12 protein-coding genes are annotated in these 11918 nt (G+C 71.5%); 4 read left to right on the top strand and 8 right to left on the bottom strand.

Going from position 1 to position 11918, the window contains the following annotated elements; genetic code table 11:
- A partial coding sequence (locus I003_RS31425; protein ID WP_037720030.1) for a transposase occupies positions 1-292 on the top strand: 292 nt, incomplete at its 5' end.
- An 89-nt stretch (positions 293-381) separates the two neighbouring features.
- Here I003_RS31425 and I003_RS0103965 read toward each other — a convergent pair.
- The 5 genes from I003_RS0103965 to ehuB all read right to left on the bottom strand — a co-directional run bounded on the left by I003_RS0103965 (position 382) and on the right by ehuB (position 4502).
- Complete coding sequence (locus I003_RS0103965) at positions 382-1182, bottom strand: IclR family transcriptional regulator domain-containing protein (protein ID WP_051368079.1); 801 nt, start codon at positions 1180-1182, stop codon at positions 382-384.
- A gap of 213 nt (positions 1183-1395) precedes the next feature.
- Positions 1396-2166 (bottom strand): ectoine/hydroxyectoine ABC transporter ATP-binding protein EhuA, encoded by a 771-nt coding sequence (gene ehuA, locus I003_RS0103955; RefSeq protein WP_037719987.1) that lies wholly within the window; start codon positions 2164-2166, stop codon positions 1396-1398.
- A gap of 22 nt (positions 2167-2188) precedes the next feature.
- Positions 2189-2842, bottom strand: a complete 654-nt coding sequence (gene ehuD, locus I003_RS0103950; RefSeq protein ID WP_027770311.1) for an ectoine/hydroxyectoine ABC transporter permease subunit EhuD — start codon at positions 2840-2842, stop codon at positions 2189-2191.
- The gene (gene ehuC, locus I003_RS0103945) at positions 2839-3585 is read right to left on the bottom strand and encodes an ectoine/hydroxyectoine ABC transporter permease subunit EhuC (protein ID WP_027770310.1); all 747 of its coding nucleotides are present in this window, start codon (positions 3583-3585) and stop codon (positions 2839-2841) included. Before ehuC ends, ehuD begins: the two co-directional genes overlap by 4 nt.
- Entirely contained in the window at positions 3585-4502 is a 918-nt protein-coding gene (gene ehuB / locus I003_RS0103940; RefSeq protein WP_027770309.1) for an ectoine/hydroxyectoine ABC transporter substrate-binding protein EhuB, read from the bottom strand. Before ehuB ends, ehuC begins: the two co-directional genes overlap by 1 nt.
- A gap of 97 nt (positions 4503-4599) precedes the next feature.
- Between ehuB and I003_RS0103935 the strand changes: the two genes are divergently transcribed.
- On the top strand, positions 4600-5100 hold the full coding sequence (locus tag I003_RS0103935) for a DUF3830 family protein (protein ID WP_027770308.1): 501 nt from the start codon (positions 4600-4602) through the stop codon (positions 5098-5100).
- 51 nt (positions 5101-5151) lie between these two features.
- On the opposite strand, the gene I003_RS0103930 is transcribed toward I003_RS0103935, so the two are convergent.
- A complete protein-coding gene (locus I003_RS0103930) occupies positions 5152-6603 on the bottom strand; it encodes an amidase (protein ID WP_027770307.1) in 1452 nt (483 codons plus the stop codon).
- 47 nt (positions 6604-6650) lie between these two features.
- Positions 6651-7592, bottom strand: a complete 942-nt coding sequence (locus I003_RS0103925) for a D-2-hydroxyacid dehydrogenase (protein WP_027770306.1) — start codon at positions 7590-7592, stop codon at positions 6651-6653.
- A 237-nt stretch (positions 7593-7829) separates the two neighbouring features.
- Between I003_RS0103925 and I003_RS0103920 the strand changes: the two genes are divergently transcribed.
- Positions 7830-8798 carry an aspartate racemase/maleate isomerase family protein gene (locus I003_RS0103920; protein ID WP_037719985.1) on the top strand — a complete coding sequence of 323 codons (969 nt, stop codon included), beginning with the start codon at positions 7830-7832 and terminating at the stop codon, positions 8796-8798.
- Positions 8799-8877: 79 nt separating this feature from the next.
- Positions 8878-9624 (top strand): aspartate racemase/maleate isomerase family protein, encoded by a 747-nt coding sequence (locus I003_RS0103915; protein ID WP_027770304.1) that lies wholly within the window; start codon positions 8878-8880, stop codon positions 9622-9624.
- A gap of 112 nt (positions 9625-9736) precedes the next feature.
- On the opposite strand, the gene I003_RS0103910 is transcribed toward I003_RS0103915, so the two are convergent.
- Positions 9737-11500: an EAL domain-containing protein gene (locus tag I003_RS0103910; RefSeq protein WP_027770303.1), complete on the bottom strand. Its 1764-nt coding sequence runs from the start codon at positions 11498-11500 to the stop codon at positions 9737-9739.
- Positions 11501-11918: the final 418 nt, after the last annotated feature.

The raw sequence follows: 11918 nt of genomic DNA, 5'->3' as shown, positions 1-11918 counted from the left end.
CGCCTCCTACGCCGGACTCGCCCCCACCACCAAGTCGTCCGGAACATCGATCCACGGCGAACACGCACCACGAGGCGGAAACCGGCAGCTCAAACGGGCCATGTTCCTCTCGGCCTTCGCCGCCCTGCACGACCCCGCCTCCCGCACCTACTACGACAAATGCCGGGCCCGGGGAAAGACCCACACCCAAGCCCTCCTCCGCCTCGCCCGCCACCGCATCAGCGTGCTCTTCGCCATGCTCCGCGACGGCACCTTCTATGAACCACGCACCCCCGCAGCAGCCATCGCATGACCAGTTCAGGCTTGACGAAGGACATAGAGGCACCCCCCCGGCCCCCGGTCCGCGGACCGCTCGCCGGTCGCCGCCTTCCGCTCTGCCCCCTACAGCGTCAGCGCCAGAAGCAGGTTTCCCGCTTCCTTGTTCAGCTTCTCCGCCGCCGCCCGGAGGCGGTGGGTCTGGTGGACCGGGAGGGAGAGCGCCACGCAGCCCACCTCGCGGCCCGCCGTCAGCGGGACAGCCGCGCAGACCGTGCCCACCGCGTACTCCTGGAGGTCCAGGGTCGGGACCGTCGCCACCTGGCGGTCCAGCGTCGCCAGCAGCGCCTTCTCGCTCGTGATCGTCCGTGACGTCAGCCGCGCCGCGCGGTGGCGCGACAGGTGTTCGCGGCGGGCGTCGTGGTCCAGTTGGGTCAGCAGGCACTTGCCTATCGCCGTGGCGTGCGCCGCCGAGCGGAAGTCCACCCACTCGTTGACCCGCGGCGTCCCCGGCCCGTCCGCGATCTGCGTGACGCGGACCTCCCCGTCCTCGTACCGGGCCAGATAGATCGCGGCCCGCGTCGCCTTGCGCAGCTCGTGCATCCCCCGCTGCAGCTTGTCGTGGACCGCCCGCGTGCGGTTCCCGCCCGCACCGAGCAGCGCCACGGCCTCGCCGAGGGTGTACGAGCCGTCCTCCAGCCGTTCCAGGTAGCGCTGCCTGCGCAGCATCAGCAGCAGGTGCGCCAGGTGCCCCGGCGGCAGGCCGGTCTCGCGGGCGAGCCGGCCGACGGGCAAGCCCCCGCCGCCGTGCCGGGCCGCGGATTCCAGCACGCGGAGGGCGTGCCGTACGGAGGGGAAGGGCGCCGCGGGTTCATTCGCCGGCTCGGGTCTTCGGCCCGGGGGCTGGTCCCCGGGAGGCTGGTGCAGGACCGCCACGTGGTCTCCCTGACGTGTCTCCTCAGGCTTTCCCCGTATTCACTCCTGGCGGGCCCGGAGGCCCTCGGCCTCACAGCGGCCGACGCCCCAGCGTAGCCGCACAACTCCCTACCGTCACCCGTGCGTTCCTCCGCGTCTCTCCCGGGTACGCCGGCGGGCGCCCTCCGGTACCGGAGGGCGCCCGCCGAGTGCGTCCGCCGCGTCTCAGAGGATCGCGTTCAGGAACTGCTGGGTGCGCTCGTGCTCCGGCTCGCTGAAGATCTTCTCCGGCGGCCCGGACTCGATGATCTTTCCGGCGTCGAACATGAGCACGTCGTCGGAGATGTCCCGCGCGAAGTTCATCTCGTGGGTGACGCACAGCATGGTGATGTCCGTCGACCGCGCGATGTCCCGCAGCAGGTCCAGCACGCCCGCGACCAGCTCCGGGTCCAGCGCCGAGGTGACCTCGTCCAGCAGCAGCACCTGCGGGCGCATCGCCAGCGCGCGGGCGATCGCCACGCGCTGCTGCTGGCCGCCGGAGAGCTGCGTCGGGTACTTGTCGATGTGCTCGGTGAGGCCCACCAGCTCCAGCAGCTCCCGCGCCCGGGTCTCCGCCTCGTCCTTCGACATGCCCAGCACGTGCACCGGGGCCTCGGTGATGTTCCGCATCACCTTCATGTTCGGGAAGAGGTTGAACTGCTGGAACACCATGCCGATGTTCTTGCGCACCTCGCGGATGTGGTTCTCGCCCGCCGGCGCCAGCTTGCCGTTGCGCTCCTCGTGGAAGAGGTAGTCGCCGTTGACCTTGATGGTGCCGCTGTCCGGCTCCACCAGGGTCATCAGCAGCCGCAGGATCGTGGTCTTGCCCGACCCGGAGGGCCCGATGAGCGTCACGTGCTTGCCGGACGACACGTCGAAGCACAGGTCGTCCAGGACGACGTTGTCGCCGAACCGCTTGGTCACGTTGTCGAAGCGGATCAGCTCGCTGCCGTCCACGGGCGGGTTCTCGGTGGTGGAGTCAGGTGTGGTTGACAAGGCGACGCTCCAGGACTCGGATCAAAAGGGAAGCGGGGTACGCGATCACGATGAACGCCACGCCCACGACGGTGATGGCCTCGGTGGTGAAGGTCTCGTTGCTGAACTGCCGGGCCTCGCCGAGCATGTCCAGCGCGCCGATGACCGCGATCATCGGCGAGTCCTTGAGCATCGCGACCACGTAGTTGCCCAGTGCGGGCACCACCCGGCGGATGGCCTGCGGCAGGATCACGGACGTCCACGTCCGCCCGCGCGACAGGCTGAGCGCCTTCGCCGCCTCCCACTGGCCGACCGGTACGCCGTCGATGCCCGCGCGGTACACCTCGGCGGTGTACGTCGAGTAGTGCAGGCCCAGGCCGACGATGCCGGTGGTGAGCGGGGACATGGACGGACCCCACTGAGGGACCACGTAGAACAGGAAGAACAACTGCACCAGCAGCGGCGTGTTCCGGATGAACTCGGTGACCGCGGTCACCGGCCAGCGGACCCACCGCTGCGGCGCGCGCTGCGCCATGGCCCAGACCAGGCCGAGGGCGAAGGCGATCAGTGTGCCGAGCGCCAGGGCCTGGAGCGTGATGAGCACGCCGTCCCAGAACCGTGGCATGAACTCATCGACGACATCCCAGTCGAACGTCATCCCAGACCTCCAGCGCCTTGAGTACTCGCCTGCATGGACTCACCGCCGGGGCTGAGCTTGCGGGAGAGCAAGCCGTTCTTCTTCTCCGGAGCCCGGCCCACCCCCGCTTTGGCCCGGCGCTCCAGCATCCGCATGAGGCGGGTGAGGACGAACGCGAGAATGAAGTAGAGGACCAGCAGCAGCGTGTAGATCGGCGCGCTCTCGTTCTTCGCCAGCCGCAGCAGGTTTCCGGCGAACGTCATGTCGGCGACGGCGATGACCGACACCAGCGACGTGCCCTTCAAGAGCTCGATCAGCAGGTTGTTGAACGGCGGTATCATCTCGGGCCACGCCTGCGGAAGTTCTATGCGGCGCAGCCGCTGCCAGCGGGTGAAGCTGAGCGCGATGCCCGCCTCCCGCTGCGCCGCCGGCACCGCCGCCAGGGCGCCGCGGACGATCTCGGAGCCGTAGGCGCCGTAGGTCAGGCCGAGCGCCAGGGTGCCGGACCACAGGGGCACGAACTGCCAGCCGAGCATCAGCGGCACCGCGAAAGCCATCCAGAACATGAAGATCAGCGCGGACATACCGCGGAAGATCTCGAAGTACGCACCGGCAAGGAACCGCACGATCCAGAACCGCGAGGTCCGCAGCGTGCCTATGACGAACGCCACGACCGCGGACAGCACCGCGCTGTAGATCAGCACCTGGAGCGTGATCCATATGCCCGGGAGGAACCATTCGGTGAAGAAATCCCAGCTCATCATCAGGGGCAGAGCTCCTTCACCGTTTTATCCGTCATCTCCCGTTCGGTGAAGCCGAAGGGCTTGACGATACGGAGCAGCTCGCCGCTCTCCTTGAGCTTGTGCAGCTCCTCGTTGAACTTGTCGCGCAGGTTCTTCTCCGACAGCCGGAACGCGAAGCCGCCGGCGCCGTAGGCGGGCTCACCGTCGACGACCGGCTGGAACGGCTTCGTCCCCTCCGCCCGCCTGGAGCCCTTGACCGCGTTGTTCACGGTGACGCTGGTGCCGGCGAAGGCGTCCACGCGGCCCTGCTCGACGGCCTCCAGGCCGGCCACCTGGTCCGGCAGGACCAGGACCTCCTTGACCCCGTTGGCCTTGGCGTAGTCGATCTCGGCGTACGCCGTGCCGCTCGCCAGCTTCAGGCCCTTGTCGGCGATGTCCTTGTAATCCTGGATGCCGTGCGGATTGCCCTTCTTCACGATGAAGGAGTCCAGCATCAGATAGTCGGGATCGGCGAAGAGTACCTGGGCACATCTGTCCGGGTTGATATACATTCCCGCGGACACCACGTCGAACAGCGCAACCTTGAGCCCCGGGATCAGCGCCCCGAACTCCACCGGCACCGGTTCGATCTTCGGAATGCCCAGCCGCTTGAAGATGACCTCGGCGATGGCCGGTGCCTCCCCGACGGCGTCGCCGTCCTCGTTGATATAGCCGAAGGGCACCTCACCGGCGATGCCGACCTTGACGACGCCGCGGTCTCGCAACTGTTCCAGCAGGTCACCCCCTTCGACGGTGCCGTCTGCCTCAGCGGTCCGGCTGCAACCGGCGGCTCCGCCGATCGCGCCGGCCGCGCCGACGGCGGCGGCGGACGCGAGCAGCGTGCGGCGCCTCAGCCCGCCCGGCCCGCTTCTCGTCTCGTTCTCACCACGTAGAACCATGGGCGCGCGGCTACCCGCCCCCGCCGAAGTTATGCGGGTCGGTTCCGGCCGGTGATACTCCCGTTATCGTGGGATACACCGAACGAGGGAGTGGTGCATGTCTGCACGATTTGTCGAGGTCTCTCTGGCCAAGCGCGGCGTTCGCTGCACGGCGAAGCTGCTCGACGACAGAGCCCCCGTGACCTGTGCCGCGGTGTGGGACGCGCTCCCGCTCGGCGGCGACGTCTACCACGCGAAGTACGCCCGCAACGAGATCTACGCCCTGCTCCCGGCCTTCGCGCCCGCCGAGCCGCCGCTGGAGAACCCGACGGTCACCCCGATCCCCGGGGACCTGTGCTATTTCAGCTTCACCGACACCGTGCTCGGCACCGCCAGCTACGGCTACGAGGCGGAGGCCAAGCACCAGGGCCGGGCGAGCGTCGTCGACCTCGCGCTCTTCTACGAGCGCAACAACCTGCTCATCAACGGCGACTCGGGGTGGGTCCCCGGGATCGTGTGGGGCTCGGTCGTGGAAGGGCTGGACGAGATGGCCGCCGCCTGCCAGGACCTGTGGCGCGGCGGTGCGCTCGGCGAGACGCTCAACTTCCGCCGGCTCTGACGCTTTGCAGCGCCGCGGGGCCGCCGTCCGGCGGCCCCGCGGCGCGGTGCCTCAGCCGACGGCCGACTCCGGCGGCCGGATGCCGTCCGCGATCCCCGACTCGTACAGCGCCTGCGCCGTGCGCAGCACCAGCGTGTCCCGGTGCCGCGCCGCGACGAGCTGCAGCCCCACCGGCAGCCCCGCCCCGTCCACCCCGCAGGGCAGGCTGAGGGCCGGCTGCTGCGTGAGGTTGAAGGGGTAGGTGAACGGGGTCCAGCCGGTCCAGCGGGTGTGGCCCGAGTCCTTCGGCACCTCCACCCCCGCCTCGAACGCCGTGATCGGCACGGTCGGGGTGACCAGCAGATCGTACGTCTGGTGGAAGCGCCCCATCGACTGCCCGAGCGCCATCCGTACGTCCACCGCCGCCAGGTAGTCCAGCGCGCTGTACCGCTCGCCCTGCGCCACGATCTCCGCGAGCCCCGGGTCCATCAGCTCTTTGGCCGTGGGACCGTACGGCTGCACCACCCGCGCGGCGCCGCTGAACCACAGCGTGTGGAAGGCCTCCTGGCAGGCGGCGAGCCCCTCGCACAGCCGCGGGTCGGCCTCCTCCACGTACGCGCCCAGGTCGGAGAGGCGCTCCACCGCGGCCCGTACCACCGTGGCCACCTGCCGGTCGACGGCCACCTGCCCGCCGAACGACGCGCTGTACGCCACCCGCAGCCCCCGCACGCCGTCGGCCGCCCCGTCCAGGGCGTCGACGAAGCCGCCCGGGGGCGGGCCGAGCTGCGACCAGTCCCGCGGGTCCGCGTCACTGATCACGTCCATCATCAGCGCCGTGTCCCGGACGTCCCGGGTCATCGGCCCGACGTGCGCGAGCGTGCCGAACGGGCTCGCCGGATACAGCGGCACCCGCCCGTACGTCGCCTTCAGCGCGACGATCCCGCAGAACGCCGCCGGGATCCGCACCGAGCCGCCGCCGTCGGTGCCCAGGCTGAGCGGTCCCGCGCCCAGCGCCACCGCCGCCGCGCTGCCGCCGCTGGAGCCGCCGGTGGTGCGGCCCGTGTCGTACGGATTGGCGGTGACCCCGCTCAGCGGGCTGTCCGTGGTCCCCTTCCAGCCGAACTCGGGCGTCGTGGTCTTGCCGAGGAAGACCGCCCCGTGCTCCCGCAGCCGGGCCACGGAGGGCCCGTCCTCGTCCCAGTCGCGGTCCGGATCGACGAGCCTGGAGCCGCGCAGCGTCGGGGTGCCGCGCTGCAGGATCATGTCCTTGACGGTCACCGGCACGCCGTCGAGCAGCCCGGCGGGCTCCCCGCGCTGCCAGCGCCGCGCGGACGCCTCCGCGCGGGCGAGCGCGGCGTCCCGTACGGCGTCGTCGAAGGTGACGAAGGCGTTGGTCAGCTCCTGCGCCCGTGCCGCGCGCGCCAGCGCCGCGCGGGTGGCCTCGACGGGCGACAACTCGCCGGACCGGTAGCCGCGCAGCAGCTCCACCGCCGTGAGATCCGCCGGATCCGTACTCCCCGCCATCCCGCCTCCTCCTCGCTCGTCCGTCAGCGTCTCCGCCGGATTCTCCGTCACCGCACGTACCCGACCTGTTTGTCCACGACGTTGAAGAGCGGCCGGCCCGCCTCCCACAGGTCGAACAGCTCCAGGAACTGCTCCGACAGGTCCCTGCGCCAGCCGACGGTGTCGCCGCTCATGTGCGGCGAGACGAACAGGCCGGGCACCTGCCACAGCGGGTCCTCGGGCGCCAGCGGCTCGTTCTCGAAGACGTCCAGCGCCGCCGCCGCGATCTCCTGCTGCTCCAGCGCCGCGACCAGCGCCGTGGTGTCCACCAGCGGACCGCGGCCGACGTTGATGAACCGGGCCCGGTCCGGCATCGCCGCGAACGCCTCGCTGCCGAACATCCCGCGGGTCTCCGCCGTCAGCGGCGCCGCGCAGACCACCCAGTCGGCCTGCACCAGCAGCGCCGGCAGCTCCGCCTGACCGCGTACGCCGTCACGCGCGGTCCGGCCCACCAGTTCCGTACGCACGTCCAGGCAGCCGAGCGTCTCCGCGATGGCCCGCCCGATCGGCCCCGCGCCCACGACCACCGCCCGGGTTCCCGCCAGCCTCAGCGTCTCGCGGTGCTGCCAGCGGCGCTGCCGCTGCCGCTCCCAGGTGCCGGGCAGGTCCTTGGCCATCGCCAGCACCAGCCCGGCCACGTACTCCGCGATGGGCCGGTCGAAGATCCCGCGGGCGTTGGTCAGCACCGTGTCGGAGGCCGCGAGCTCGGGGGAGAGCACGTGGTCGACGCCGGCGCTCGGGGTGTGCACCCAGCGGGGCCGTGGGCCGGATCCCGGCCATGCTCTGCGCACCGCGTGCGAGGTGAAGTCCCACACCAGCACCACGTCGGCGGAGGGCAGCAGCTCGGCGAGCCCGTCCTCGTCCGTGCTGATCACTTGGGCCCGTCCCCGGAGTCGTTCCAGGTCAGGGGGCGGATCGTCGTCGAGGACGAGCACGCGGATATCGGACATAGGAAGGAAACCGTCCCGCAATGTGGCGCTGCTGCAATGGTCCGCAGTACTGGATCGCAGTACTGGATGTAGCCTGAATGACAAGGCGGAAAAACGTCGGAGATGCGAGGATTGACCACGCTAGGGGTGTGCCTCTACCTTCGTCAATAACCGCATCTGTCACTGCGTCCCGGTCGCTCACCGGCTGCTCCAGATGATCCACCTTCCCCCAGCCCTCCGTACGAACGGGGCATCCTCATGGACGTCTCTTTTCTGGGCGGACCACAGCCACAGCGTGGTGTGGGTGTCGTAGCCCCTTTTGACTTTGCGCTCGACCGCGAGCTCTGGCGGTGGGTGCCGGACGACGTGTCCCTGCATCTGACACGTACCCCCTACGTCCCGGTCGAGGTCAGCCTCGATCTGGCCAGACTCGTGAGTGAGCACCAGACACTCCGCGAGGCGGTGCGCGCCCTGACCGCCGTCTCGCCCGAGGTCATCGCCTACGCCTGTGCGTCCGGCAGCTTCGCCGACGGCCGCATGGGCGAGCGCGCCATGACCGCCGCCATGTCCTCCGCCGCCGCCGTGCCGTCGCTGACGACGTCCGGGGCCATGCTCGCCGCGCTGAACGAGATCGGCGCGCGCCGCGCCGCCATCGTGACGCCCTACACGCCGTCCGTCACCGGAGCACTGGAGGAGTTTCTCGAAGAAGGGGGCATCGAGGTCACGGGACGGGCCAACCTCGGCCTGACCCGGCACATCTGGCGGGTGCCGTACCGGGAGGTCGTCGACATGGCGCGGATCGCCGTCGCGCACGGCTCCCCGGACGCGCTCTTCATCAGTTGCACCAACCTCCCGACGTACGACGTCATCCCCCAGCTCGAAGCGGAGCTGCGGATGCCGGTGCTCTCGGCGAACCAGGTCACGGTCTGGGCCGCGCTGCAGCGCATCGGCAAGGACGCCGTGGGCCCCTACCAGGCGCTGCTGGACCCCTCGGCGCGGCTCGGCTGGGCGTCGATGGCGCCGCCGGACGCCACGGTGCTCCCCGACATCACGGTGCTGTCGGCGGAACAGCCGGGGCGGTCCGCCGAGGTGCCGCCGCCGGTGGACCTGCCCGGACCGCCGCCGCCGGAGGCGGCGCTGGCCGGCTCGGCCCAGGCGCAGGACGCCGACGCGGCGGACGCGTCGGAGCCGCTGCGGCCGGACGAACCCGGGCAGTGGCCGGCGTAGGCCGGCGCGGAACACCGGAACCCCGGCGTGGGGGAGTGCCCACGCCGGCGGAAGCACGTTCACGCAGGACGGAGGCAGTGTGCAGCAGACCGCCAAGGCGACCGCGACCGTCGGTTTCCTCTACCCCGGGTACTCGGCCGAGGACGACTACCCGCGCATCCAGGACATGCTCGGCGGCGGCACGGCGCTGCCGCTGGTCCACACCGACATCGGCGAGGACGCACACCGCGTCGACGCGTTGCTGGAGATGGGCTCCGCGGCCCGGCTGGCCGCCGGCGTCGAGGAGCTGAAGGCCCAGGGCGCGCAGGCGGTGGTCTGGGCGTGCACCAGCGCCAGCTTCGTCTACGGGCCGGAGGGCGCGGCGCGGCAGGTGGCCGAGCTCTCCGAGACCGCGGGGCTGCCCGCCTCCAGCACGTCGTTCGCCTTCGCGCACGCGGTGGCGGACCTGGGGGTGCGCCGGGTGGCGGTGGCGGCGACGTACCCGGAGGACGTGGCGGACCTGTTCGCCGTGTTCCTCAAGGCGGCCGGCGCCGAGGTCACCTCGACTCGCGGCAGCGGGATCATCACCGCCGCCGAGGTGGGCACCTGGGGCCGGGACGAGGTGCTGGCGCTGGCCCGCGGAGGCGACCACCCGGAGGCGGAGGCGGTACTGCTTCCGGACACGGCGCTGCACACGGCGGCGTACGTCGCGGAGGTGGAGGCCGCGCTCGGCAAGCCGGTGCTCACGGCGAACCAGGTCACCGTCTGGGAGGGCCTGCGCCTGCTGGGCCGCCGGACGGCGCAACCGGCGCTGGGACGGCTCTTCGGCGAGCCGTCGGGGAGCTGACGGCGGGCCCGCGTCCGGGGGCGCAGGCGCCGGTTTCGGAGGCGTACGCGCCGGGGGCGCGGACGCACGCGACGGGTACGCGACGGCCGGAAGGCGACGCCCTCCGGCCGTCCTACAGCAGCCGCGCCACCCGCTCCTCCGGCACGGCCCGGGAGTAGAACCAGCCCTGCGCCGTGTCGCAGCCGATCCGGCGCAGCCGCTCGGCCTGCTCGCCGCTCTCCACGCACTCCGCGGTGACGCTGATGCCCAGCCGGTGCGCCAGGTCGACCAGCGCCTCGACGATCGTCTCGTCCGCCGGACTCGGGTGTTCCGCGGAACTGAAGCCCCGGACGAACGATCCGTCGAGCTTCAGCGCGGACACCGGCAGCCGGCTGAGGTAGGCGAGGTTGGAGTAGCCGGTGCCGAAGTCGTCGATGGCGATGCCGACGCCCATCTCGCTCAGCTCCTGGAGCGCCTGGAGCGGGCGGCCCGCCGAGCCCATCACCGCGGACTCCGTCAGCTCCAGTTGCAGCAGCCGCGGCGGCAGGCCCGTCTCCTCCAGGATCTGCGCGACATCGGCGACCAGGTCGGAGTCCCACACCTGCCGCACGGCGACGTTGACGCTGACGAACACGGGGTCGGCGGGGCGCAGCCGGCGCCAGCCGGCGGCGCCGCGGCAGGCGGTGGCGAGCACCCAGCGGCCCAGCGGCACGATCGCGCCGTTCTCCTCGGCCAGTCCGATGAACCGATTCGGCGTCAGCGTGCCGAGCTTCGGGTGCTGCCAGCGCACCAGCGCCTCCACGCCGCGCACGCTGCCGTCGCCGAGGTCGATCAGCGGCTGGTAGTCGAGCGTGAACTCGTCGCGCTCGATGGCCGGGCGCAGCGTCGAGGACAGCGCCTGCCGGGTCATCCGGTGAGCGTTGCGCTCGGGGTCGAAGAGGGTCCAGCGGGCCTTGCCGTCGGCCTTCGCCCAGTACAGCGTGGTGTCGGCGGCCTGCATCAGCGCCGTCGCCGTCTGCCCGCTGGCGGCGCGCTCGACGACGCCGATGCTCGCCGAGACGGCGAGGCGCTGCCCGGCGAGGTCGAACGGCTCCTGAAGCGCGTCGAGGAGCCGCTGCGCCAGCTCCCCGAGCTGCTCCGTGCCCGCGGAGCGGGCCACCAGCACCGCGAACTCGTCCCCGCCGAGCCGGGCGACCGTGATGCCGTGCTTCTCGGCCTTGCCCGCCTCCGCGGTGCAGGCCACCAGCCGGCGGGCGACGGCGGCGAGCAGCCGGTCGCCCACGCGGTGGCCGAGGGTGTCGTTGACCGCCTTGAAGCCGTCGAGGTCGAGGTACGCCAGCCCGACGCGTCCCGGCGCCCCCGGCGGCGGCGCCTGCGAGCGCGTACGCGCCCGGCCCTGCCCGCGGCCCCGGCCCGCGCCGCCGTGCTCTGCCGCGGGCTCCTCGGCCTGCCGGGCCTCCTGCAGCGCGCCGGTGAGCCGCTCGAAGAACAGCTCCCGGTTCGGCAGCCGGGTCACCGGGTCGTGCATCTTCAGATGGCGCAGCTTCGCGCGCAGCTCGCGCTGTTCGGTGACGTCCGTCAGCGACAGCAGCGCCCGCCCGCCGGACAGGGGCGTGAGGGTCATCTCGACCGACAGCGAGCGGCCCTCCCCGTCCTTCATCCGCCGCGTACAGCGCAGCGAGGCGCGCCGGCCCTGCAGCACGTCCACGAAGCCGGCCCAGCTCCACGGCTCGTCCCGCAGCCCGGTCAGCTCCGCGGCCGAGGCGCCCGCCAGGCCGCCCTCGCCGGCGCCGACCAGCTCCAGCATCCGGCTGTTCGCGGCCCGGACGAGGCCGTCTCCGCCCACGACCGCCATCGCGAGCTGCGCCCCGTCGAACGCGGCGCGGAAGTCGTCCACGGGCGCGCCCGCGGGAAGGTGACGTTCCGTGACCGCCTGGAGTGAGGTCCCGGGCCCGCAGCCCGGCCCTTCGAGAGATACGCTCACCGCTCGCTCCCGCCCGTGGGGACCGCTCGGCTCCGCCGCTGCAGAGCCACAGCGCTGGAAATGTGCCCGATCATAGGGCTACCGGCTGTGTCGATCCAGTGACGCCGCAACGGCGCGGAAAGCGCTGAGCCGGATGAGGCCGGGAGTGATCGCACATGGCCGCCTCCTGCCGGGCGAATGACCAGATGTGACTTTGTGTTACCCGCACATGCTCCTGATCTCCCCTCTCGTCCAGCCCCGGCGTCACCCGTGTGGGGCACTGGAACAGGACGGGCGGGAAGAAACACGAACAAAGTGGGCTGTGTTCGCTACTCTTCCGAGCCGATGAGGT

The organism is Streptomyces sp. CNQ329 (assembly GCF_000482585.1).
The sequence above is the reverse complement of the archived record's forward strand: the minus strand, read 5'-3'. Positions and strand labels throughout refer to the sequence as shown.